The organism is Janthinobacterium sp. SUN206, assembly GCF_030587305.1.
GTDB classification, from domain to species: domain Bacteria; phylum Pseudomonadota; class Gammaproteobacteria; order Burkholderiales; family Burkholderiaceae_D; genus Janthinobacterium; species Janthinobacterium kumbetense.
In genome coordinates this window covers 259,327-284,904 of record NZ_JAPWIB010000001.1, presented here as the reverse complement: position 1 = coordinate 284,904, position 25,578 = coordinate 259,327, and the positions used below count along the sequence as shown (strand labels likewise).

Genomic DNA, 25,578 nt, shown 5'->3' with positions numbered 1-25,578 from the left:
CTTAATGAATGACCGTCACGGCCGATGGCGCCACAGCTTCCAGGCCATCCAGGTAGACGGCGTCGAGGAAATTCGGCATGTCGCCGCGCTCGCCCAGGCGGTTCTTGATGGCCCAGCGCGCCTCGTCTTCCAGCGCCAGCAGCAAGCCCTGGTCGAGCACGACGCCAAACTGATAACCGTGCCAGGCCGCCTGCAGGCGTGCCGCCTCGCCGGCCGATGCCCTGGCAAACAGGGCGCGCGCGGCGTCGGGCTCGTCCTGGCAAAAGCGCGCGCCGGCGATCAGCGCGCGCAACACCTTGCGCATCGTCGCCGGGTGCGCACGCACGTAATCGCCCGCGCCGGCCACGTTGAACAGGCCCGCATACACGTCCTCGCCATAGAAGATGGCCGCCTTGCCCGCGATGGCATGCGTCATGGCCGTCAGGAACGGTTCCCAGCCGGCCGCCGCATCGACCTCGCCGCGGGCCAGCGCAGCGGCCAGCTGGTCCGGCGCGTAGTTGTGCAGGGTGACTTCGCCGGGCAGCAGCTTCTGGCGGTTCAGGAAGGCGTCCAGCGCGAACTGGCCGGAGGTGCCCAGGGTCACGCCGATGCGCTTGCCCTTCAGGCTGGCGGGCGTGGACACGCCGCGGTCCAGGCGCCCCACGATGCCGTGGTCGCGTTCGGCCTCGAAGATGCTGGCGATGATGACGACGGACTGATTCTTCAGGCTCGCCAGCACCACGGGAATATCGGACACGGTGCCCAGGTCGGCCTGGCCCTGCAACACGGCTTCCAGCGACGCCTTGCCCGACGAGTAGGATTGCAGCCGCGCGTGGATGCCTTCGCGCGTGAAATAGCCCTGCCCGTGCGCGGCCAGCACGGGGCAGCTGCCCACGTATTCCGCGTTCACGGCCAGGCGCAGCTCTTCCACGGGGCCGGGCGGCGGCGCGGCACGGGCAAACAGCCGCCACAAGGCGATGGCGGCCAGCACCGCCAGCAGCAGTGCGGCCGCCAGCCAGACCGTCCGCCGCGCTGGCGTCGGGCCGCTCATGCGCTGCACTGCGCCGTGGCCAACTCCAGCGCGCTGTTGACGGCCTCGGAAAACGCCACCACGTCGACCGGCTTGGTGAGGTAGCGGTAAAAGCCGGCCGCCAGCCCCTGGCGGACATCGCCGGGCCCCGCCACGGCCGTCAGGGCGATGACGGGAATATGCGCCGTGCGGGCATCGGCGCGCAGCAGCTGCATGACTTGCGTGCCGCTGATGTCGGGCAGGTCGATATCCATCAGTATCAGCTGCGGCAGGTGGCGGCGCGCCATCTCCAGGCCCGTTTGCCCATCGCCGGCCGACAGCAGGTCGAGATCGGGGCGAAAATGGATCAGGCCCGCCACCAGGGTCACGTTCAGGGGATTATCTTCCACATACAGCAGCGTCTTGCGCTCCGGCAACGCTATCGGCTCGGCGGGCCGGGCGATGGCGGGCAGGCGCGGGCTTTCCTGCAGCGGCTGGCGCGCCGGGCAACTGGCGATGTCGAGCCAGAAGGTGCTGCCGCGCCCTGGCGTGCTGGCCACGCCGAGCCTGGCCTGCATGGCTTCGGCCAGGCGCTTGCTGACCACCAGCCCCAGGCCCGTGCCCTCCTCGTCGCGCGCATCGCGTCCAAGGCGGTTGAAGGGCTGGAACAGCGCCTCGAGCTGCGCGGCGCTCAGCCCGGCGCCCGTGTCGCGCACGGACAGGCGCAGCCGCTGTGCATCGACGGGCTGGCAATCGACGTGGATCTCGCCCTGTTCGCGGTTGTACTTGACGGCGTTCGACAGCAGGTTGATCAGCACCTGCTTGAGGCGCGTGCGGTCGGCCAGCACATGCAGGCCGACCGCTTCCACGAACGTCAGGGTGATGCCGCGCTTGTGCGCCAGCGGTTCCATCATTTGCCAGCATTCGTGGTAGATGCCGGCCAGGTCCACGGGCTCCATCGACAGCGACATATTGCCCGACTCGATCCTGGCGATGTCGAGGATATCGTTGATCAAGGTCAACAAATGCCGGCCGGCGCCGAAGATGTGCGAGGCAAAGGTTTTCCTTTCCTGCGCCGTCGAGGGGATGGAATCGGATGTCAGCATCTGCGAAAAGCCCAGGATGGCGTTGAGCGGCGTGCGCAACTCGTGGCTCATGCTGGACAGGAAATTGGTCTTTTCCTGGTTCGCCCGCTCGGCCACTTCGCGGGCCAGCTGCAAATCCTTGTTCATGGCGTCGAGTTCGGCCGTGTGCTGGCGCAGCAGCAGTTCCAGGCGCGCATTGGCGATGCGCAACTGGCGCGTTTCCAGCGCCCGCGCCAGTATCAGCAGGATGCCCGACACCTTGAACGGTTTGACGACGTAATCGAGCGCACCCGCCTGCATGGCCTGCACGGCCGAAGCAATCGTGCCTTCGCCCGTCATGATGATGCAGGCCAGGTCGGGATCGATCTGCCGCGCCGCTTCCACCACGGCGATGCCGTTCATGCCCGGCATCATCAGGTCGACCAGCAGCAGGTCGAACGATTCGACGGCCAGCAGCGACAGCGCCGCCTCGCCCGAGGCGAGCCCCGTCGTGTCGTAGGCCTGGCCGCGCAAGGTGTCGCACAGCGCGCGCACATGCGCCAGCTCGTCATCGACGATCAGTATCCGCGGCGGCATTGGTGAGCTGTTCATGCATTCTCCTGGCGGCATGGCCTTGCGGACCTGAAACCTGCCCCGCAAGATGCGTTCCGAGCATAGCACTTGAAAATTACCAAAAATACACGCTTTGTCACGCGCGCGGCGACGCCAGGACGCCAGACCCCTAGGCCGGCACGGGCAGCCCCCGCAGCAGCTTGTCGAGGGTCAGCGGATAGTCGCGCACGCGTACCCCCGTCGCGTTGTAGACGGCATTCGCGATCGCGGCCGCCACGCCGCAGATGCCCAGTTCGCCCACGCCCTTGGCTTTCATGGGCGAGGACATGGGATCCGTTTCATCGAGGAAGATGACGTCCTGGTGCGGGATGTCGGCGTGCACGGGCACTTCGTAGCCGGCCAGGTCGTGGTTGACGAAGTAGCCGCGCCGCTGGTCGACCACCAGTTCCTCCATCAGGGCCGCGCCCACGCCCATGGTCATGGCGCCGATCACCTGGCTGCGCGCCGCCTTCGGGTTCAAAATGCGGCCGGCCGCGCACACGGCCAGCATGCGGCGCACGCGTACTTCGCCCGTGTCGCTGTCCACGCCCACTTCGACGAAATGCGCGCCGAACGTGGATTGCTGGAATTTTTTATCGAGGTCGCCGTATTCCATGCGGTCTTCCGCGACGACGTCGCCATGGTAGGCGGCGGCAGCGAGCGGCACGCTGCGCTCGCCCTGGCTCACCTGGCCGTCGGAAAAGCGCGCCTCTTTTTCATCGAAACCCAGCTTGGCGGCGATGGCCTGGCGCAGGCGCACGCAGGCCGCGTACACGCCGGCCGTGGAACTGTTGCCGCCCCACTGCCCGCCCGAACCGGCCGAGACGGGGAAATCCGAGTCGCCCAGGCGCACGACGACCCGCGTCAAGGTCACGCCCAGCATTTCCGCCGCCGTCTGCGCGATGATGGTGTAGCTGCCCGTGCCGATGTCCGTCATGTCCGTTTCCACCGTGATCATGCCATTGCCATCGAGGCGCACGCGGGCGGCGGACGGCATGACGAGGTTGTTGCGGAAGGCGGACGCCACGCCCATGCCCACGCGCCAGCGGCCATCGCGCCGCATGCCCGGCTGCGTCGACCTCTCCTTCCAGCCGAATTCCACGGCGCCCGTGCGCAGGCAATCGATCAGGCGGCGCTGGGAAAACGGCCTGCCCGGCTTTTCCGGGTCCACTTTCGTGTCGTTCAGGATGCGAAAGACGATGGGGTCCATTTTCAATTTATCGGCCATCTCGTCCATGGCGACTTCCAGCGCCATCAGCCCCGGCGCCTCGCCCGGCGCGCGCATGGCGTTGCCTTCCGGCAAATCGAGCACGGCCAGGCGCATGGCCGTCATGCGGTTCGGCCCCGCGTACAGCAGCCGCGTCTGCATCACGGCCGTTTCCGGCTGGCCCCCTTTCAAGTCGCCCGACCACGATTCATGGCCGATGGCCGTGATCTTGCCATCGCGCGTGGCGCCGAGGCGCAGGCGCTGGATGGTGGCGGGCCGGTGCGTCGTGTTGTTGAACATCAAGGGCCGCGTCAGGGCCACCTTGACGGGACGCTGCGCCGCGCGCGCCCCCAGGGCTGCCAGCAAGGCTTCCGCGCGCACGAACAGCTTGCCGCCGAAACCGCCGCCGATGTAGGGCGAGACGATGCGTACCTTGTCTTTCGGCACACCCAGGGTGCGGGCCAGGTCGCCACGGCCCCAGTCCACCATCTGGTTCGCCGTCCACACCGTCAATTTATCCCCTTCCCAGGCGGCAATCGAAGCGTGCGGCTCCATCATGGCGTGCGACTGGTCGGGCGTCGTATAAGTGGCGTCCAGGCGCACGGGGGCCTGGGCATAGGCGCCGGCGAAGTTGCCCGTCTTGCTGTCGGGCTGGCCATCCTTCGGCTTGGTGGCCGTATTCTTCGCCTTGGCCAGGTCGAAAACACCCGGCTGTTCGACATATTTAACGTCAAGCAACTGCGCGGCCGAGCGGGCTTGTTCGAAGGTTTCCGCCACCACCAGGGCGATGGCCTGGTGGTAATGTTCGACCTCGGGGCCGCCCAGCAGCCTGGCCGTGTTCATCTTGCCTTTGCCCAATTTCCCAGCCGATTCCGCCGTCACCACGGCCAGCACGCCGGGCGCGCGCCGCGCCGCGCTGCTGTCGATGGAGGCGATGCGGCCCCTGGCGATGGCCGCGCCTACGACATGGCCGTAGGCGGCGTGCGGCGCGGCCTTGTTCTGCTCATACGCGTACGGCGCCGTGCCCGTGGTTTTCAGGGGGCCGTCGATGCGGTCCGTGGGGCGGCCCACGACTTTCAACTGGTCGATGGGATTGGTGGTCGCCGGTGTCGTAAATTTCATGGCCCTAGCCTTTCTGTGCGGATGCGTGCGCCATCACGGCGGCGATCGTGCGCTGCGCCAGGGTCACCTTGAAGGCGTTGTCGGCCGTCGGTGCGGCGCCGGCCAGCAGGCGTTCGCTCACGGCGGCGGCGCCTTGCGGCATCGATTGCTCCGCCGCGGCAATTCTCCACGGCTGCGGCGCGACGCCGCCCAGGGCCAGCCTGCCCGTACCATCGGGCAAGATAATCGCCGCCACGGACACCAGCGCGAACGCATACGAGGCGCGGTCGCGCACCTTGCGGTAGACGTGCATGCCGGCTACGGGCCGGGGCAAGGTGACGCTGGTGATCAGTTCGCCCGGCTGCAGCACGGTTTCCAGCTGCGGCGTGCTGCCCGGCAAGCGGTAAAAGTCGGCGATGGGGATGGTGCGCACGGCGCCGTCTGCCCGCACCGTGTCGATGGAAGCGTCAAGCACGCGCATGGCCACGGCCATGTCGCTGGGATGCGTGGCGATGCAGGCTTCGCTGCCGCCCAAAATCGCCAGCGGCCGGCTGAAGCCGGCGATGGCCGAACAGCCGCTGCCCGGCACGCGCTTGTTGCACGCCTGGTTCGTGTCATAGAAGTACGGGCAGCGCGTGCGCTGCAGCAAGTTGCCGGCCGTCGTCGCCTTGTTGCGCAATTGCGCCGAAGCGCCGGCCAGCAAGGCGCGCGACAGCACGGCATAATCGCGCCGCACCGTGGCATGCGCCGCCAGCGCCGTGTTGCGCACGAGGGCGCCGATGCGCAAGCCGCCGTCCTTTGTAGTTTCCACCTTGTCCAGGGCGAGGCCATTGACGTCGATCAAATGCGCGGGCGTTTCGATGTCCAGTTTCATCAGGTCGAGCAGATTCGTGCCGCCGGCGATGAACCTGGCGCCCGGCGTGTTCACGGCGGCGGCCGCCGCTTCGGCCGGCGTGGCGGGCTTCTGGTAGCTGAACACTCTCATGCGGGCCTCCCCGCCACTTCCGTGATGGCTTCGATGATGTTGGAATACGCGCCGCAGCGGCAGAGATTGCCGCTCATGCGCTCGCGCAATTCTTCCGGCGTCGCCTGCGGCGCCGCATTCAAGTCGGTGCTGACGTGGCTGGGGATGCCCTGGCGGATCTCGCCCAGCGCGGCCACGGCCGAACATATCTGCCCCGGGGTGCAATAGCCGCATTGATAACCGTCATGCGCGATGAAAGCCGCCTGCATCGGGTGCAGCTTGTCGGGCGTGCCCAGCCCCTCGATGGTGGTGACCTTCGCGCCGTCATGCATCACGGCCAGGGTCAGGCAGGCATTGATGCGCTGGCCGTCGAGCAGGACGGTGCAGGCGCCGCATTGCCCGTGGTCGCAGCCCTTCTTGGTGCCCGTCAGGTGCAGATGTTCGCGCAAGGCGTCGAGCAAGGTGGTGCGCGTGTCGAGTTCCAGGCTGTGGCGCTGGCCGTTGACGTCCAGGCTGACTTGCATCAGGACGGGCGGCGCCTGGCCGGACGTGCTCACCGCTTGCGCCGCTCCCGCTACGCCGGGCACGGCCACCGCCGTGGCCGACAGCGCGCCGGCGATCAGCACGCCGCGCCTGCCGGCATTGATGTGATTACACTCGGTCATGTCGCGCTTCCTCCTGGCAGTGGGCTGGGTGGGCGCATGCAGGCCCGGAGTTCCAGTCTGTCAGCGGAATTTCTGCGCGTCTGTACGCGAACGAACGTAAAACAGGGGGGAGCGCCTATCCTTGGCGCAAGCGCAGGCCGCGCCGGGTCGTGCCGACGCCCCCCTGCGCCGCGTAACCCGTGTGGCGCGCGCAATGGTCGAGCGCCTGGCGCAAGGCCGTATCGACGTTGCGCAGCGACATGTCATGCCGTTCGGCCACTTCCTGGCGGGTCAGCTCATCCACGCGCAGCGCTTCGAGCACTTGCCGGTGGCGCCGCGGCAGCAAGTCGACGGCCTGCGCCAGGCGCCGCACGTCCGCCTGCAGCTCGGCCAGGCGTTCCGGCCCGGCCGCCGTATCGGCCAGGAAATCGACCAGGCCGGCGGCGCCATCGTCACCGCCCTCGTCCGCATACAGCCAGGCGCGGTTGCGGCGCAGGCTGTCCATGGCCGCATTGCACGCCACGCGGAAGACATAGGCGACGGGGCTGTGCGCCAGCGCCGCGCCGTCCCCGGCCGCCAGCGCGCCCAGCCGCAGCCAGGCGTCGTGCAGGCTGTCGCTGGCCAGCTCGGCGCAGCCCAGGTGGCGCGCCAGGCGCCGGTGCAGTCCCGCGTAATTGCCTTCCAGCACAGCCTGCAGCCGGGCGCCCTGCGCCGGCGCCGGCATCGGCAGGGGCGCCACGTCGTTGGCCGCCTGCAAACGGGGCCGGATGGCGGGCCGGCACCAGGCCATGCCGGCATGCCCCGCCGCGCGCAAGGGCAAGACCGCGGCCACATTCGCCATGCCGGCCATCATGGCGACAACCTGCTGCGCTCTTGCGCCGTCAGCTGGCGCGTGGCCGATTCCGGCAAGGTGCCCAGTCCCAGCACGCGCACGGCGCTGCGCGGGTTGTAGTCGGCCGCCTCGATGCGCGCGCCCTCCTGCGGCGCCGCTTGCGCGCTGTCGGGCGGTGCTTCGCTGCCAAAGCCCAGCACGCGCACCGTGAACACGGATGGCTGCGCGGAACGGGTGGCGGCGCGCTCGCGCTGCACCACGTCCTGCGCCGCCGCCGTGGCCTGGGAAGCGGCCGCGCTGGCGTTCGTCATGGCCGCCACGTTGACGGACGCCGCCGTCGGCATGCCCTTCGCTTCGCCCTTGACCTGGATATTCGCCGCATTCATCACCTTCAGCGCGGCCAGGTTGACGTTGCCCGAGACGCGGATGCCCGCCTCGCCCGCGTCGATGGTGCCCAGCGGGGCCAGCAAGTCCACGTCGCCGGCCGGCACTTCCGCGATCGGCGCCAGGGTGGCGATGCCGGCGCCCGTGCTCGGCACGTCGGACGACAGGGTCACGTTGCCCCAGTTGTCATATACGCGCTTGGGCGGCGTGTAGACGATGGTCGACTTCGAACCGCGCCCCGCGTTGATGTCGCCTTCCGACGACCAGCCGAGGATATCGCCGCCAAACGTCGTCATGATGCGGCTCTGGCCCAGCAGGATGCTGCCGTGCGAGAACAGCTCGATATTGCCGCCGCCCTTGGTGATGACGCCCGAGGTCGCCGGCGGCGCCTCGCCTTCGATGCCGAACACCTGCCTGCCGCCCGGCGTCAGCAACTGGATATCGCCGCCGAAGTTCGTGTGCACGTAGCCGCTGCGGGGGTAGTAATCCCAGCGCTGCTCGCCGTCATTGCGCACCGCGTACAGGCCGCGGTACATGACGATGTCGCCCGCATAGGCAAGCGCCTTGCCATTGGCGTCCGTGGCCGGCGCCAGGGCCGCGATGGCGTTGCGGCTGCGCAAGAAACTGCCATAGCGCGAGCTGTCCCAGTCGTTGTATTCGCGCCCGCCCGCCTTCAGTTCCGCGAAATACACATTGCGGGCGAACACGCGCTGCTGCGGCTCGGGCAAGGCCAGGTAAAAGGCCAGAACCTCGGCGGCCGTGCCCTTGAAACTGTAGCGTTCGCCCAGCCACGCCGCCAGTTCGCTGTCGTACGCTTTCACTACCTTGCCCGCCTGGTCGGCCAGCGGCACGCCCTTCTGCGCCACGTTCGCCGGGTCGAGATACGGCTTGACGAAGCGCAGGTAGTCGAGGCCGGCCGCGCCCACGCCCGCCTGCATGGCGATGCCGGCGCCCGGACGCTTGTCGCCCGCCACCACGGGACCGAGGCTGACGACGCTACCCTTGTCCTGCATCAATATATTGCGCCCGGCGCTGATGTCCAGCGTGCCGGGGCCGGCCACGTTGAAGGAGCTGTTCAGGATATCGCGCCCGGCCGACACCACCGACACGTCATACACATTGTTATGCACGACCAGGTTGTTGATATTGCGGAAGCTTATGTCTCTGCCGCTGGCAGTGCCGTCGTTGGCTTCCAGCTGCGCAGTGCCGCTGCCGACGATATCGCGGCCCGCCTTCATCCACACGGGCTGGCCGCCCTCGTACCAGGTAATGCCTGCACGCTTGCCATTGGAAAATTCGAGGATGCGGCCGCTGTTCACGCCCACCAGGTCACCCGTGACGGCATAGATGCGGGCCGTCTGCGTGCCGCTGTTGGCGGGACCGGCCGAGGAGTCGGGACCGAAGGCGAACAGCGGGAAGTTCGATTGCGTCGCCGGCGCCCCCGTGCTCGAGACATTCGCGGCCAGAGGATCGGTCACGTAAGGACTGACATCCCAGCCCGTGAAACCCGGCTTGAACGGCGTCGCCATGCTGTCGGCGGCGGCGCCGGACTGGCTGACGGCAAATCCGCCCGCATAGATGGAATCGCTGGCCAGCCATTGCAGCTGTGCATTGGGAGACGGCGCCAGCAGCAACGGCGGGGCATACGCGGATGCACCACCCCAATCCGTGATGGTCTTGCCATAGTACAGGCTACCATTTGCGGCCGCGGCCCGTACGATGGATGGATAGACGATGGCCAGGTCGGTGTCCGTGCCGACGGACGCCGCCAGCGGCGTCATGTTGCCGCCGGCGGAGTACAGGTCGAGCGCCGTGCGCGGCGTCCACAGGCTGAACCAGCTGTAGCCGTAGCCCCGCTCGCCCGCCGCGCCGGTGAACGGCGTGCCATTGAACGGGGTCACGCGGCCGGGGTCGGCCACGTCCTGCAGCACCAGGTCGCCCAGGGTTGCCACGCTGAACGTGGCGTCGCCCGGCACCAGGGTCATGCCGCCCCGGGGCGTGGCGCGCGTGGCGCGGAAGGCGTCGTAGGCGCGCGATTCCAGCGGCACGTGATCGGTCCCCCAGGTGCCGTACTGCAGCGCCACGCTGCCCAGTTGCGTAGCCGACGTTTCCGCGTGGCCGCGCAAATCGACCAGCGCGCCATTCAGGTGTGCGAGGCTTGCCATGCCGGCCGGATTGAGGGCGCCGCCCACGCGCAGCTCCAGGTCGCCGCCGCCCGTCTGCAGCAGGCTGCCGTCGGCCTGCACGCGGCCCGTGCCGCCCACGGCCAGCATCAAGCCCTGCGAACGGGGATTGATACTGCCGTTATACGTGCTGCCGGTCAGCGGCGCCAGCACGCCGGCGGCGCCCGCCACCTCGGCGCGCACATTGCCGCCGCCCAGGGTGCCGAAACCCGTAAAGCCCAGCACCGTGTCGGCCAGGGTGGGGCGGCCCACGTAGCTGCCGAAATTGATCCACCACGCCACCGGCTGGGGTTGGCCACCCGTAGCCACGCCGCCGCTGCCCTGGCGCCACAGCCAGTTGCCTACTGTCACAGAATCGGCCATGCCATCCTTGCTGACCGGACGCTGGCTGATTTCGCTGGACTTATCGACCAGCGAACCGCTCAAGTCGCCCCCCACCTTCAGCAGCAGGTTGCCGCCCTGCTCCGGATACCAGGCGCGGTAGATGCTGTCGGCGCCGCCGTCGACCAGGCGTTCATGGGCGCCGTCGGGGTTGCCAAGCACCTTGCCGTCCGCATTGCGCGAACGCGGCAGGTTGTACGGGTCGCCGGCCGCCGTCGGCGTGGACGACATGCCGGCCGTGTACACGCCATACAGGCTGTCCATGCGCAGGCTGCCGCCGCTGACGAGGTCCAGGTCGCCCGTGCCCGTGCGCAGCACGCTGTAGCGCAGGCTGCTCGCCTTGTAGTCGAACGTCGGGTTCGACGTGCCGCACCAGGTGGGGTTTTCCTCGCAAATGGTGGGCCAGCCCAGCGCCACCGGGTCGAGCACATCGCCCGCCTTGGTCTTGGGGTCGGCAAACTCTTCCGCGCCTTCCCTGGTCCATACATAGGCCACCTTCAGCAGGCACATGGTGGGGTCGTTGGCGCAAAACACCTCGACAGTCTGACCGAACTGGCTGGTGAATTCCTCGGTGATGGGTTCGCCCGCCACGATGCCGGGGAAGCCCTCCCGCTCGCCCAGCTCCTGCGCTTCCTTGGTCCAGTACTGCACGCCCTTCGGCGGGATCAGGATGCCGTACATGCCGTAATGGCTGTCGGCCAGGCGCAGGGTGCCGTGCGCGGGATGCGCCTGCACGGCGCGCGTGTCGGCCCCGTCCAGGTCGGCGCCGGCCACCAGGCGCATGCCCCACGCTTGCGAGCCTTCGGCCAGCATGGGCGCGATGGCCCACAGCTTGCCCTGGCTGCCCGCCACTTCCGGACGCAGGCCGATTGAATCCACATTGGGCAACAGCTTGACGTCGGTGCCGGACGGGATCAGCGAGCCCACGGCCAGTGCCAGCTGGCCATTGAGCGCGAACACCGAGCGCTCGCCGGCCACGCCCGGCAGGGGCACGCCCTTGGGCCAGGTCATGGCGCGCAGCGTCACCGATTGCTTCAGTACGCTGCCCGCATCGAGGCGCATGCCGGCTGTCAAGGTCTGCGCCGTGGCCAGCAGGGTGCCGGCCGCGTGGACGATATTGCCGGCGCCGTCGCGCACGGCGGCCGCCAGCACCGTGCCTGGCGGCAAGGTGATCGCCTGGTCTAGGGTCACTGCCACGGGCAGGCGCGTGTCGGCGAGCAGATTGAAGCCCTTGACGGGCAAGTCGTAATTGAGCGCGATGCCTCCCGGGAACAAGGTGCCGTCGGCCAGGGTCACGCCCTTGCCCGGCACGATGACGTCGCTGCCGTTGATGTCGCGCCCCGGCAACAGTTTCCAGCCGCTGTCGTCCTGGGTGGCGGGCGGCGGCGCGAAGCCGTCATTGATGCTGCCATAGATGCTCAAATCGCCCCCGGCGCGCAGCAGCAGGCTGCCCACCTCGCCCGAACCGCGCAAATTGCTTACTTGAAAGCGCGGATTCAGGCTGGCATAACGCATGCCCGACAGATCCAGGTCGCCCTGCACCACCAGGTCGCCATCTTGGGTCTTGCTGACGATATCGACGCCGGGACGCAAATGCAGCGCGTCGGCATACGCGGCCGTGGCCAGGCCCGCCAGCTTGCCGTTGCGCAAGTTCGTATTGGCCAGCGCCGCATCGATGAAGGCCGTGCTGTCCCCATGCTTGCTGTCGAGGTAAGCCTGGTTGATCACCTGGTAAGGGCGGCCGCTGACCGAAAGGTCCGTGGCGTAGGCCGCGTCGTCGTAGCGCTGCATGGCGTTGACGGCGATGGATTTCGCGCCGCGGATGGTCAAGCCGCCGCCGGCGGCGATGGCGATGTCGCCAAAGGTGGCCGCGTCAAGGTCCGTGCGCGCACCGCCGCTGCCCAGGCGCGGCGCGCTCAGCTCCACCGTGCCGCGCACCGCGCCATCGTATTCGCCCTTGCCCTTGCCGGCCACGGCCGCCGTGCCGTGGCGCACGTCGATCTGCGCGCCGCCGGCCAGGTTCAATACACCCTCGCCCGCATTCAGTTCCACCGTGGCACGGTTCGGGCTGTCGATGATCTTGCCATAGCTGTCGACGCGCAGGACCGTGCCGTGCGCGTCGAGCACGGCGTTGCCGGCCAGAGTGACGCCATGCCGGCCGGCCAGGCGGATGCTGCCCACGCGCTCGCCGCTGGCGTCGATCACGCCGGCGACGGTGAGGCGGCCATTGTCGACGGCCACCAGCACCTCGCCCGCCTTCAACTCGTTGCCGATCGTCAAGTCGCCCTGTTTCAGCTGGAAGCTGCGCGCGCCCGTCACAGCGCCTTCATTCAGGCGCTGGTTCAGCGACGCAAACTGGCTGTCCAGGGTGCCTCCGGCGCCCAGGGTCTGCGCGCGCACGTCCACGCTGCCCTTCTTGTACGGCACCATCGTGCCGCCCGCGTCGTAGCTGCCGCTGGCGCCGCCCAGTATTTTGCCCTGCAAATCGACCATGCCGGCCGCGCCATCGAGCGCCACGGCCTTCAGGCTGCCGGCGCGGTTGTTCTCGGCCGACAGGTCGATCACGGCGCCCGCCCCCTGGCGGATATCGCCGGTCCGGCTGTCCAGGGTCACGTCGCCGCCCCAGCTGTATTTGTCCACGTCAAAGAAGGTGGTCTTGCGGCCCGCCATGTCGATGCGCGCGCCGTCCGCCACGGTGATGTCGTGCAGGGCGTTGACGGCAAGCTTGCCGCTAGGCAACACCACGGCCGTCGCCACGCTGACGCTGTCGCCGTTCAAGGCCAGCTGGGCGCCCAGCGCGGCGCTATTTTTGACGGGAGCCGCTGCCGCCGCGCCGGCCGGCGCCGCCACCGTCAGCGCGCCGCCCGCCGTGTAGCTGTGCGCGGAACCGGCGTCGCCCGTCAGCAGCGGCGTGCCGATGTTCAGGTTGCCGCCGCTGTACTGGTAGCCCTTGCCCGTTTCATACGCGCCCTGCGACTGGTAGACGGACAGGCTGCCCTTGTGGTTGGCCGTGACTTGTCCCGACGCTTTCAGGTTAACCGTGCCAAAACCGAGCGCCAGGCGGTCGAACGAGGCGACGCTGGCCGGCTGCGTGAACGGGCCAAAGCCGAAATCGATGCGTTCCGCTTCCAGGTTCAGGGTGCCGCTGCCCGTACCGGCGCCGTGCGCAATCACATTGCCGGCCGGCGACAGGGCGCCGCCCCAGACCAGGTTGGCCGTGCGGATGGTGGCCACCGTGCCCGCATCGCCCTGGCCATACATGGCGGGCGTGGTCAGCACCAGGCGCTCCAGGGTCGATTTGCCGCTCGCCTTGTCGTAGGTGTCGAGCACCACGTCGCCATAGAAATTGACGCCGTCCGCCGCGCTCAGCACCAGCGCCTGCAGGGCCGGCGCGCCCGCGCTGGTGTCGCCGCGCAACAGGCGGTCCAGCACGCCCTGGTTCATGGCCAGGCCGTTGGCGCGCGTGCCGTTGGCCTGGGCCGCCGCCAGCGCTTCGCTGCTGCCCATGTTGATGGCGCCCACGGCCAGGCTCAGGTTGCGCGTGCCGTAGCGGGCGGAGTCGTCCAGCGCGAAGCTGCCATTGGTCGACAGCAGCAAGGTGCCTTCCGAGTACAGGCTGGCCGTGCCGATGCGGATGCCGCCGCGCGCCGTGCCACTGACCGGCGCCACATTGAGCAAGCCGTTCGACGCGGCCAGCATGTGCACGTCCGCGCGGCCCTTCTTGTAGATGAAGCCGTCGTTGGCGTCATACGCGGCCTTGCCCTTGCCCAGGGTGCTGATGCCGGCGCCGGCCGCGATATCGATCAAGCCGTCGCCCAGCAGATAACTGCTGGGGTCCTGGGCGACGAGGAACACCTCGGGCGCCGACAGCACGGCCCCCGCGCGCAGGTAGATGGAGCGCGCCGAATTGGCGCCGAAACTCACGTAGTTGCCGGCCTGGCCATATTCCACCGACGGCGCATTGCCCACCAGGATACGGGCCGCGCCGATACTGTTCAGGCTCGAGGCGCGCATGCTGACCAGTCCGGCGTCGCGGGTGGCCGTTGCGCCGTCGGCAAGGATTTCAATGTCGCCCTTGGCGCTATTGCTCGGCATCACGATCACGGTGCCGCCATAGCCGCCCTCGGCGGCGCCAAACTTGCCGGTGCCCTTGAACTGGAAGGTGTCCAGGCCGCCGTCCTGGAGCATGGTCAGCTTGAGCGTTTTCGCATCGGACGGCAGCAGCGCGCGGGGAATGCCCCGCCTTTGCGCATCGGCCAGCGCGAATGCGGCATAGCCCGTTTCGTTGTACTGGGAATACGTGCGCAAGACCTTGGCCGGCGTGAGTATCAGCTGGCTGGCCAGCGGCGCGCGGATGTCCGTGCCGGCGATCGACAGGGTGCCGGGCGCGGCCCAGGAACCGTTGCGCAACGGCTGCGCCGGGGCCGCGCCGCTGCCCTGGCCCGCCAGGCCGTTCAGCTCCACGCGGAAGGCGCCTGGCAACAGGGCGTAGGTGGACGGCATCAGCGTGTAGGTGCCGGCGGCCAGGCCCGGCACGCCGCTGCCTATCGTCACCTGCCGGCCCACGGCCGGATCGGACGCCGCCTTTTCTCCGCCCGTGGGCGCTTGCGGCGCCTGCGCGCCCGGCACGATGGCGTACACGGGGTTGGTGGCCAGTCCCGGCAGGACAAAGCCGCCGTTCGCGCCCACCTGCGCCAACGGATGGTAGCGCGCATCGGTGGAGCCGCCGCGGCCCGCGATGAAGCCGGCGCCCGCCAGTTCGCCGCCGCCGGACAGGTCGAGCAGCGCGCCCGGCCGCACGTCCACGGCCACGCCGCCCAATTGCACGCCGTTGAGCAGGCCGCCCTGCGCATTGATGCCGCCCACGCCCATCAAGGTGACCGGCTTGCCGTTGACGTTCCAGGTCTGGCCATCGACGGTGCCGCCATACGGCATGACCAGGCCCGCGCCGCTGACGGAACTGATGCTGTTGGCCAGCAGATTCACGCTCAGGCTCTTGTCATTGTCATAGCGGGCCGCGCCGATCACCAGGCGCCCCAGCGGCGCACGCACGACGCCGCCCTGCTCGATATGCGCCGCTTCCAGCTCCAGCGAGCCGAAGGCGGAAGACGGCATGGCCGGCACGGCGTCGGTCGCGCGGCCGATGGTCAGGCTGCGCGCAGGGTCGTAGCCGAACTTGCCATTGATGACGCCATGGCCGGCACGCACGGCGGCGCCGGCGCCCGATTCCGGATACAGCTGGGCTGCAACGAGGGTCATGTCGCCCGGCGTGGACAACACCGTCGTCGCCTGGTTGCCGTCCCAGCCCAAGGGCGACAGCAGGAAGCGCAAGTCGCCGCGGCTGCTCAGGCGCACGTCGTCAGCCAGCATGTTCACCATGCCGCGCACGTCGATCAGGCCGCCCGCAATACTGATCTGGCTGGCAACCGGCGACGCCCCCGCGCTGCCTGGCGTCGTATAGAAATCGCGGCCGGCCGGCTTGATGCTGGCCAGGCGCACATACGGCGCCGCGATGCCGATGCGCGCGCCAGGCTGGCTGCCGGGCGACAGCAGCGGCGCACCGTACAGCTGGAAGCTTTGCCGCATCGTCAGCGACACGTCGCCGTCGAACGAAGCGGCGCCCAGCAGCGCCAGGTTGGCGAAACCGCCCGCCTCCACCTGCTCCACGGAAAAACGGCCATGGCCGTACTGCAGCGCCTGCGCCCCGTCCCTGGCTGTCACATTGTCAGCCAGGTCGCTGGCGCCCTGGCGCTGCGTCATGGCCAGCTGGCGGCCCTGCAGCACCTTGGGCGTGGCCAGCACTTTCAGGTATTCGGGCGTGCCCGTGGCCACGGACAGGGTGCCGCCCGCCGCGCCCGCGCCGCCGGCCCTGGCCAACAGCTGGCCATCGAGGTACAAGCCATTGTTCGACGCCAGCGCGATGCTGCCGCCCGCGCTGGCCACGTCGATGGCGTCGCCATTGACGTCGAGCACGGCGTGCGCGCCGGACGCGTCGAGCACGGCGCCGTCGCGCACGACGACAAACAGGCTGGCCGCCGAAGTGCTGCCCTGTGCATGGTCGATCTCGCCGCCGACGACGATGCTGCCGCCATCGACCACCTTGCCGTAGCGCCGGCCCTGCGCATCCGTGGCGCTGACGGCGCGCGCGGCCACGTCCAGCACGGCATGCTCGCCGATCCAGATGGAACGGCCATGGCCGGCCGCTTCCACCGCTTCGGAAACCGTCCGGTCGACGCCCACGCCGCCCAGGCTGATCTTGCCGCCCCACGCATTCAGGCGCCCTTCCACAGTCAGCTGGCCCACGCTGGACAGCTTGATGGACTGGCCCGCGTCGACGCTCACCACGGCATTCTTGCCCACCAGCAATTCGGCGATGGCCATGTCGGCCGCGCCGGACTGGATATCGCCCACCTGCACGGCAAGGCTGGCGCCCTTGCGCTGCGTCAAGGTTCCCTTCAGCGGATTTTCCGTGACCTGTTCCGGCATCCACAGGGCCAGTTTTTCATTGTCCGCCACGCGCAATACCGGCATGCGCACATCCACCTGCGTGCCGTCCGCTACCGTGACGCCTTGCTTGCCGACCAGACTGTAGCTGGAAAAACCCTTGTCGAAGAAGCCGCCGTCCAGCTGCAGGGCGCCCGCCTCGGGTTTTTCAATGTGGCCGATCATAATCTTGTTGGCCTGCAATTCCAGCTTGCCGCCGCCCGCCACACCGTGGCCGCGCACTTGCGCGCCCTTGCCCAGCACCAGGTCGGCCTTCGGTCCGTAGCTGGCCAGGGTCAAGTTGCCGCCCTTGCCGCCCTGCTGTTTCGCCTGCGCCAGGATGGCCGCGCCGGAACTGACGTCGACCAGGCTGCCATTGCCGATGCGCACGTCGCCATACGTTCGCAACGATACGCTGCCGCCGTTCATATAAGGCAGGCCGGCGGCGGCCAGCGGATCGCGCAGCACGTTACTGAGCAGGCCGCTGGTATCGAGCGTGACGCCGTCGGCCAGCACCAGCGTGCCCGGAGGCACGCCAGGATTGACGAAGGTATCGAGCATGCCCAGTGAACCGATCTGGTTCAGCACGTTGCCTGCCGCGATGCTGCCGCCGCGGCTGCGCAGGCTGGCATTGATGGCCACGTCCTTGCCGAACAGGGTGATATTGCCGCCATCGGCCACCTGCAGCGCGCTGTCGACGGTGATCGCGCCCTTGGCGGCGATGCGCAGGGCGCCCAATTGCTGATTGTTCAGCAAGGTGGTGTCGAGCAGCAGCCTGCCCTCGCGCTCGGCATCCAGCGCGCCTGTCACGTCGAGGCCGGCGGCGATGCCGTCCTGCACGCGCGTCAGGCGCACCTCGTCCATGACGGCGGACAGCGCATGCTGCAGCACGCCCGTGCGCTTGTCGAACATCGGCACGTACTGGCCCACGATCAGCTGCCCCCGCTGTGCTGCCGCCAGCTGCGACTGCTGGTAGCCGTCGAGCAGCGCTTGCGGCGCCTGCGCCTGGCGCTCGCCCTGGAAGACGTCGCCCGCAATGCCCCCTTCCAGCACGGCCGACCCCGTCGCCACCACCAGCTTGCCCGCGTCGCGGCCCACCGTGTAGCCGTTTTCCAGGCGCTTTTGCGCGGCGATCAATGGATTGGCGTAAAAAGCGCTGGCATCCTTGCCCCAGCGCACATGCACTTCCTCGTAACCCTTGTACACGCCCGCATACGGCAAGTCGGCGGGCGCGCTGCCGGCCTCATACAGCTTGCCGTCCGCGCCTTTCAGCCAGGTCTGGCGCAGCGCGCCCGTCTGCACGTCCAGGGTGCCGCCCGACAGGTTGATGCTGGAGCCAAGCTGCGTAACGACATCCTTGCCGCCGAAGCTGACCGTGCCGCCCTGCGCCATCCATTCGCTGACGGAGTGGCCCTGCGTGCCCAGGTAACCGGCCACTTCCAGCAAGCCGCCCGCCGTGTACCAGCGGTCGCTGTCGTAGCCGTTCGTGCCTTTTGGCACGAACACCAGCTTGCGGCGGTCCACCCAGATATTGTTATTGATCAAAGCCTTGCCGTCGCGGTTGACGGGCGCATCGCGCTGCTCGTTGCCCTGCACGTTGATCTCGACATTGTTCGCTTCCATCGCCACCTTCACACCCACGGCGCCGGAAACGTCGAGCTGGGCGCCGTCGCGCAGCAGGCTGCGGCTGGCCACGTTGACGGCGATCTGGCCGCCCGTGGCCAGGGTCAGGGAGTCGCCCATGAATTCCACCGTGCCGGCGCTGCCGATCTCGATGCGCGACTGGTCGCGGCGGTCGTTGACGGCGAGGATATTTTCCGTGGACGTCACGGCCGGGCCGCGCATGGCGTCGCGCTGGCTGTCGAGCGCCGTCGTCTTGCCGTCATCCTCGACGAGGATGGCCGTGGTGGCGCCCCGTCCCACGGTGACGGCCGCGTCGCTGCCCAGGGCGTTGAGGTGGATGGTGCCGCGCGTGGCCGTGGTGGTGGACGCCAGCAGCACGCCATCCTGCTGCACCGTGCGCCCGGCCAGGGTGACGTCGCCTTCGCGCGCCTGGATCAGGCCCGTGTTGACCACCTTGCCCGCCGTGCTGCCAGCCGCGAACTGCGGCGTGACTTCGCTGCCGCGCGTGGTCGACAGGGGGTTGCCATCCGTGCCTACGCCTTTCTTGATGGCGAAACTGTCGCCGGCGGCCAGCAGGGCCTGGCCTTTCGGCGTGCCGATCTCTCCCCCGTTGTGGACTTCCTTACCCAGCAGCATCACATAGCCGCCGCCTTCCGTGCTGCCCTTGGGCGCATTGCTGGCGATGCGCGCCCCCGCCTGCACCTGCACCTTGCCGGCCGCGTCCGTGAACGTCGTGGCGCCGGCCGTGCCGGGGCTGTAGATGCCGTTTTTCTGGAATTGCGCATCGCTGATGCGGGCCGCGGCCGCCACCAGGCTGCGCGTGTCGACCTGGCTCGCGCCGTTGAAGACGATGCCGTTGCGGTTGACGAGCAGCAGCGTGCCGTCGGCCTTGATCTGGCCCTGGATCTGGCTGGGACGGGCTTGCGGATCGTTGACCCGGTTCAGCACGGCCCAATCCTTTTGTTGCTGGAACGTCAAGGTCGTGTCCTTGCCGACGTTAAACGTTTCCCAGTTCAGGATGGCCTTGTCCGCCGTTTGCTGCACCACCACGGCCGTCTTGCCGTTCGCTACCGTCTGCACGGGCGCCTGGGCGTTGAGCCAGCCGGCCGTCAGGCTGTTGGTGTCGACCTGCAAGCCGCCTTTCACGAGGCCATCGGGTGCGCCGGGCACGCCAGCCGCCGCCTGGCGCGCCTGCGCCTGGGCCGCTTGCTGCGCGGCGATGGCGCGCGCGGCCAGGTTCAGGTTGTTGAGCGAGCGCTGCAACTGCTGATTTGCCTGCTGTTGCTGGCCCTCGGGCCGGCTGCCCAGCGGCAGCGGCTGGCCATTCGGCAGGCGGCCCGAAGTGGCCGCCGTATTCTGCGCCGCGCCCTTGGCCGCGAACCAGCCGCCGCTGAACGCCTGCTGCGCGCGGGCCGGCGTGGCAAAGGCGCCCGCCATCAGCATGGTGGTCAGTGCGTAGGCGAGCGGCGTGAGCCGCAAGCGGCTGCCCAGCGTGGAGGTACGCTGCGCGTCCATGTCGACGTTCGGGACTGGGCGCTGGGCAGTGTGAAGCTTGGTCATGGCAATGGTTTCCTGGCTAGAGAGAAGGGAACGGAGCCTGGCGGTAGCGCAAGCGTCCATGCCTCCATGACGTAGCCGGATGGCGGAAGGGATAATGTTTTTTGAAAAATATTTTTAAATATTTTCAAATAAGCCTGCCAAAGGGAAACCTGGAATCAGCGGAAATCAACTGAGCAGCACGATGCCGCCCGGCAAACTGGTCATTTCCGCGCCGTACAGGTCGCGTATCATCGCCAGCGCGCCATCGGTTTGCCCGATGGAAAAACGCATGCGCACGAGGCGGCGCCCCAGCTCGGCATTGCGCAGCACCACCCGGCCCGGCCGGTAGCGGTTGATTTCATCGACGACTTCGGCCAGCGGCTTGCCGACGAACGACAGCGCGCCCGTGCGCCACGCGCTGGCCTCCTCCGCTGGCGCGGCCGTGGCCGCCTGCACGCCCCGGTCATCGTAGACCAGTTGCTGCCCCGCATCGAGGGTCTGGCGCCGCTGCTGCCAGACCACGTCCACGGCGCCCGCCAGGCAGGTGACGCAGACGGCATCATCCGTATGGCGCACGTTGAAGCGGGCCGACTGCGCCAGCAGGCGCCCCGCGCCCGCCACCACCGTGACGGGCTGGCGCGCGCCGCTGGCGAGGATTTCCGCTTCGCCGCCCAGCAGTTCGATGGCTTCCGGCGCCCGCACATCGATGCGCGTCTGCGTATTCATCTGCACCGTCATCTGCTGCGACACGGCCACCTGCCGCTGCTCGCCCGTGCCCGTGCGGTAATCGGCGCTCCATTCCTGCAGCGACGGCCAGGCGCCCAGCGGCGGGCGCAAGGCCAGCACGGCCACGCCGGCCGCCAGCGCGCCGCCCAGGAAAGCCCGGCGCCCGGGGCGCGCCGGGAACGCCAGCACGTTCGCCCGCTGCGGCGCGGCATCGGCGGCGCGGTCCAACGCGGGGGCCAGCGCCTGCCACACTTGCTGGAGTTCGCGCCAGGCGCGCGCATGCGCGGGGCTGCGCGCGCACCAGGCGCGCAAGGCGTCGGCGTCCGCCTGCGTGAAATCGTCGCCGCGCAGCCGCGCCCACCAGGCAGCGGCTTGCCGGCCGATGTCAGCGTCGCTGTCGGCGGTATGGGAAGGGTCGCGTGGATCGCGGTCAGGAGCAGTCATGAGATTCATCAATATTTACGGCGGCCCGACACATCGCTGCGCTGGGCGGCATCGGCGTCGGCCATGCACGTTTTACAGTGTTGCATGGCGGCCTGCAATTCTTTCTTCACCATCGCCACGGAAATGCCGAAGCGCTCGGCAATGTCCGCATTGAGCAAGCCATCGACCCTGGCGGCCGTCAGGATGGCGCGGCGGCGCGGCGACAGACCCGCCAGCGCCGCGTCGAGCGCCTGCACGTCGAGCCGCGCCGAGACGATGCGCGCCGGGTCGCTGATGTCGTCGCCCACCTCGTCGGCCATGTGCATCAGCTCTTCGCGTTCGCGCTCGGTGACGATGATGCGGTCGCGGCGGTAGGCATCGGTGGCGATATTGGCCGCCATGCGCAGCAGATAGGCGTCCGGATTGTGGACGGGCGCGGCGGCGGGACCGGGCGCCACCATCGCTTCGAGGCGCAGCCACGTTTCCTGCAGCGCATCGGCCGCATGGTGCTTGCAGCCGACCACGCGCTCCAGGCGCCCGCGCAGCACGGCGTAGCGCGAACTGAGGTGGCGTTTCAGCTTGGTGCGCAGGTCGGGCATGCTCATGGCGCGAGCCTTCCCATTGTTCCTGGGGCGCAATCGACTTCGCTGCCCGGCCCCTGCGGCAGCAGCAGGATGGAAACGGGCTGCGGCATCGAGGGCTGCGGCGCCGCGCCCACGCGCATGCCCAGCACCAGGCGCGCGATGGCCGTGTCGCGCGCGCGCAAGCCCGTGCTGTCGAGCAGGTGCACGCGGTCCACCACGCCGGCGCGGTTCAGATACAGCTGCAGCGCCAGGCGGTAGCCGCCGGGACGCGTCTGCGCCGCGCGGCACAGCAAGCCCAGCAGCACGTGCTGCAGGCGGCTGACATAGGCCGCATGGTCGCCGCCGCCCTGCACGGCGCCCGGGATGTCGGCAGCGGCCACGACGGCGGCCTGCGGCAGCTCCGCCGCGGCGACAGCCGCAGCGCCGGCCGGGGCGTACACGATGACGGCTTGCGCGTCGGACAGGCGCGATTGCAGGCCCGTGCCTTCCAGCAAGGCTTGCAGGGCCGCGCCGGCCGCATGGGCGCCGCGCACGGCGCCCGACTGGCGCTGCGCATAGCGCTGGTCCATCAGCACGGCGATGCCCGTGCGGCGGCTGTACAGGTCCAGCGCGTCGCCCAGGTTTTGCGCGGCGATATCGAACTGCAGCACGGGGCCGTCGGCCGGCTGCGCCCGCACGGGCCCCACCGCGGCCAGGAAACCCAGCAAAACCAGGTATCCTGCCAGCGCAAGCACATGGACGGATGCCGGGCTGCCTGTCATATCGCTATCGAGTCGCTATCGTGTGAGGGGGAATTGCGTGGAAGCAAGGCATTGCCAAGTAACAACTCTTGCATCAACTGCAATAGCCTACACAGAAAAAATGACGGCTTCGTGACATCGCCAGCGTGCATAAATTTCGCCATGCGGGACGTCCGGCGCGCCACCTATTTCGGCTACACTGGCTGTCACTTTCCCTTTCAGACGCCTGATGATCGAAAAGAATCTGCCCGAGCTGGTCTTGCTGAAGCGCCTCATCGACGAGGGCGGCAGCCACCTGGAAGTGGCCGCGCCCTGCAGCATCGCCATGGATGGGCGCGAGTTTCCCGTGTACTCCATCGCGCTGGGCAATCCGAGCCCAGACGTGCCCGTGCTGGGCTTTTTCGGCGGCATCCACGGCCTCGAGCGCATCGGCACGCAAGTCATCCTGTCTTTCCTGGAAAGCCTGGTCGCGCGCCTGCGCTGGGATGCCACCCTGCACCAGCAGCTGGAAGGCATGCGCCTCGTGTTCATGCCGCTGGTCAACCCGGGCGGCATGTGGCAAGCCACGCGCTGCAATCCGCGCGGCGTGGACCTGATGCGCAACGCGCCGCTGAGCGCGCGCGAAAAAGTGCCGTTCATGCTGGGTGGACAGCGCTACAGCGCCCGCCTGCCCTGGTACCGGGGCGCGGCTGGGGGGCCGATGGAGCTGGAAAGCGCCGCCGTGTGCGACCTCGTCGAGCGCGAACTGCTGTCGCGCCAGTTCAGCATCGCCCTCGATTGCCATTCCGGTTTCGGCTTGCGCGACCGCATCTGGTTTCCCCACGCGCATACCAAGGTGCCCATCGAACACCTGGCCGAAATCGGCGCGTTGGAAGAGCTGTTCAGCCAGAGCTACCCCAACCACAACTATGTATTCGAGCCGCAAAGCCGGCAATACCGCACGCATGGCGACCTGTGGGATTATCTGTACCTGAACGGCACCAGCTATACCGGGCGCGTGTTCCTGCCGCTGACCCTGGAAATGGGTTCCTGGCTGTGGGTCAAGAAAAATCCGCGCCAGCTGTTCAACCGGGTCAGCATCTTCAACCCCACGGCCGCGCACCGCCTGCAGCGCGTGCTGCGGCGGCACCTGGTGTGGTTCGATTTCCTCATGCGCGCCGCCAGCAGCCACGGCCGCTGGATGCCGGAAGGCTTGCTGCGCAAGGCACAGCGCCGGCGCGCCCTGGCGCAATGGTATGAATCATGACGCAGATCAACACGCACGATAACTGGGTCTTGCTGCGCGGCCTGATGCGCGAACAGCGCCACTGGGGCAGCTTCCCCGCCACCCTCGCGCGCGCCCTGCCCGGCGCCCGCATCGTCACCCCCGACCTGCCCGGCAACGGCACGCGCCATCTGCAAACGAGCGCCACCCGCGTGGCCGACATGGTGGAAGACTGCCGCCGGGAGTTGCAGGCGCGGGGCATCCCGGCGCCCTACCACTTGCTGGCCCTGTCCCTGGGCGGCATGGTGGCCGTCGAATGGGCCAGCCGCTATCCGCAGGAAATCGCTCGCTGCGTGCTCATCAACACCAGCATGCGGCCGTTCAATCCCTTCCATCAACGCCTGCGCTGGCAAAACTACGGCGCCCTGCTGCGCCAGCTGCTGCTGGGCGATGCCGCCAGCCAGGAAGCATTGATCTTGCGCCTGACGAGCCGCCGGCATGCTGGCGGCACTCCCGCGCTGGTGGCCGACTGGTTGACTTATCAGCAGGAATACCCGGTGAGCCGCCGCAACGCCCTGCGCCAGCTGCTGTCGGCCGCCCGCTACCGCGCGCCCCTCGTCCGCCCGACCATGCCCGTGCTGGTGATGGCCGGCGCGCAAGACCGGCTGGTCGACCACCGCTGTTCGCAGCGCCTGGCCCGCGCCTGGCAAGCCGATTGCCTGATCCACGGCGACGCCGGGCACGACTTGCCGCTCGACGAGGGGGAATGGCTGGCGCAATCGGTGGCGCGCTGGTTGGGCGTGGCAGCGGCAGGCCATGAGCAGACCAACACGGCACGATCATCATGCCGATAGCCTATCGCACGGAGCAACTGACGGCGCTGGCAGAGGCCGGCGTGCAGGAACGGATTTTCCCAGGCGCGGCCTGGGCCATCGGCACCGTCGACCACGGCGTGGCGGGCGCGGCCGGGCGGCTCACGCCGGAGCCCGCCAGCGCCGCCATGCAGGTCGACACCCTGTTCGATATCGCTTCGCTGACCAAGATCGTCAGCGTCTGGTCGCTGATCGGCAGGCTGATTGGCCAGCAACGCCTGCGCCTGGACGACCGGCTGGACGACCTGCTGCCCGGCACGGCGGGCTACGCGCTGGCGCCCATCACGATTTTCCAGCTGCTCACCCATACGGCCGGCTTGCCGCTGCGCGCCCGCCTGCGCGCCAGCTATGGCGAGGTGTACGACGATATCGTGCGCGGCGTGCTGCGCGAGCCGCTGGAAGGCACGCCGGGCCAGGCTGTCGCATACACGGACCGCGCCGCCCTGATCCTCGGCTTTGTCATCGAGCGCCTGCTGGGCCTGCCACTGGAACAGGCGCTTGCAGAGCATGTGCTGCAGCCGCTGGGCATGGCCGCCACGGGCTACGGCCCGCTCGCGCCACGCCACGGCCAGTTAGTGGCGCCGACCGAGTATTGCGAACAGGCGGGCGCCCACCTTGCCGGCGTGGTGCATGATTTCTCGGCCCGCCTGCTGGGCGGCGTGTGCGGCATCTCCGGGCTGTTTTCCAATGTGCCCGACTTGCAGCGCTTCCTGCGGGCAATGCTGGCGTCGGGCCTGCATGGCGCAGGCCAGGTGTTTGACGCCGGCTGGGTGCGCGCCTCGCTGACGGTGCAGACGGGTTCGTTAAATCCCTCGCGCGGCCTGTTCTGGCACCCGGCGGCAGGCACCGGGCCGCAAGACGATGTCTGGTGCCACCAGGGGTTCACGGGCACGGCCATGTGGCTCAGCCCACGGCGCGGCCGCTATGCCGTGCTGCTGACGAACAAGCTGTATTACACGCGCGATTCCGCCCGGGTCAACGCGCTGCGGGGCGACTTCATGCGCTGCGCATTCGGCCTCTGAGG

General features: G+C 68.7%; 13 protein-coding genes. 3 read left to right on the top strand and 10 right to left on the bottom strand.

All coding sequences use genetic code 11. The annotated features are described in order from the left end of the window. Position 1 precedes the first annotated feature (1 nt). The 10 genes from O3300_RS01190 to O3300_RS01145 form a co-directional block, all read right to left on the bottom strand. On the bottom strand, positions 2-1,030 hold the full coding sequence (locus tag O3300_RS01190) for an ABC transporter substrate-binding protein (RefSeq protein WP_305051720.1): 1,029 nt from the start codon (positions 1,028-1,030) through the stop codon (positions 2-4). Continuing rightward, a complete protein-coding gene (locus tag O3300_RS01185; protein ID WP_305051719.1) occupies positions 1,027-2,664 on the bottom strand; it encodes a response regulator in 1,638 nt (545 codons plus the stop codon). Before O3300_RS01185 ends, O3300_RS01190 begins: the two co-directional genes overlap by 4 nt. A 130-nt stretch (positions 2,665-2,794) precedes the next feature. Beyond that, on the bottom strand, positions 2,795-4,993 hold the full coding sequence (gene paoC, locus O3300_RS01180; RefSeq protein ID WP_305051718.1) for an aldehyde oxidoreductase molybdenum-binding subunit PaoC: 2,199 nt from the start codon (positions 4,991-4,993) through the stop codon (positions 2,795-2,797). Between the two features lie 4 nt (positions 4,994-4,997). Then, positions 4,998-5,957, bottom strand: a complete 960-nt coding sequence (locus O3300_RS01175) for a xanthine dehydrogenase family protein subunit M (protein ID WP_305051717.1) — start codon at positions 5,955-5,957, stop codon at positions 4,998-5,000. Further along, a complete protein-coding gene (paoA, locus tag O3300_RS01170) occupies positions 5,954-6,601 on the bottom strand; it encodes an aldehyde dehydrogenase iron-sulfur subunit PaoA (RefSeq protein WP_289909605.1) in 648 nt (215 codons plus the stop codon). The genes O3300_RS01175 and paoA overlap by 4 nt, the downstream gene beginning before the upstream one ends. A gap of 115 nt (positions 6,602-6,716) precedes the next feature. Beyond that, positions 6,717-7,433: a sigma-70 family RNA polymerase sigma factor gene (locus O3300_RS01165; RefSeq protein WP_305051716.1), complete on the bottom strand. Its 717-nt coding sequence runs from the start codon at positions 7,431-7,433 to the stop codon at positions 6,717-6,719. Then, positions 7,430-20,026, bottom strand: coding sequence for a filamentous haemagglutinin family protein (locus tag O3300_RS01160; protein WP_305051715.1), 12,597 nt, complete (start codon positions 20,024-20,026; stop codon positions 7,430-7,432). The genes O3300_RS01165 and O3300_RS01160 overlap by 4 nt, the downstream gene beginning before the upstream one ends. Positions 20,027-20,191: 165 nt before the next feature. Beyond that, on the bottom strand, positions 20,192-21,175 hold the full coding sequence (locus O3300_RS01155) for a DUF4880 domain-containing protein (RefSeq protein ID WP_305051714.1): 984 nt from the start codon (positions 21,173-21,175) through the stop codon (positions 20,192-20,194). A gap of 8 nt (positions 21,176-21,183) precedes the next feature. Continuing rightward, positions 21,184-21,759 carry an RNA polymerase sigma factor gene (locus O3300_RS01150; protein ID WP_099664261.1) on the bottom strand — a complete coding sequence of 192 codons (576 nt, stop codon included), beginning with the start codon at positions 21,757-21,759 and terminating at the stop codon, positions 21,184-21,186. Next, positions 21,756-22,499, bottom strand: a complete 744-nt coding sequence (locus O3300_RS01145) for a hypothetical protein (protein WP_305051713.1) — start codon at positions 22,497-22,499, stop codon at positions 21,756-21,758. Before O3300_RS01145 ends, O3300_RS01150 begins: the two co-directional genes overlap by 4 nt. Before the next feature lie 208 nt (positions 22,500-22,707). On the opposite strand from O3300_RS01145, the gene O3300_RS01140 reads away from it, so the two are divergent. Genes O3300_RS01140 through O3300_RS01130 form a run of 3 tightly spaced genes read left to right on the top strand, consistent with a single transcriptional unit; the run spans position 22,708 to position 25,576 of the window. Further along, a complete protein-coding gene (locus O3300_RS01140; RefSeq protein ID WP_305051712.1) occupies positions 22,708-23,724 on the top strand; it encodes a M14 family zinc carboxypeptidase in 1,017 nt (338 codons plus the stop codon). Continuing rightward, on the top strand, positions 23,721-24,536 hold the full coding sequence (locus tag O3300_RS01135) for an alpha/beta fold hydrolase (protein WP_305051711.1): 816 nt from the start codon (positions 23,721-23,723) through the stop codon (positions 24,534-24,536). The genes O3300_RS01140 and O3300_RS01135 overlap by 4 nt, the downstream gene beginning before the upstream one ends. After that, complete coding sequence (locus O3300_RS01130; RefSeq protein WP_305051710.1) at positions 24,527-25,576, top strand: serine hydrolase; 1,050 nt, start codon at positions 24,527-24,529, stop codon at positions 25,574-25,576. Before O3300_RS01135 ends, O3300_RS01130 begins: the two co-directional genes overlap by 10 nt. Positions 25,577-25,578: the final 2 nt, after the last annotated feature.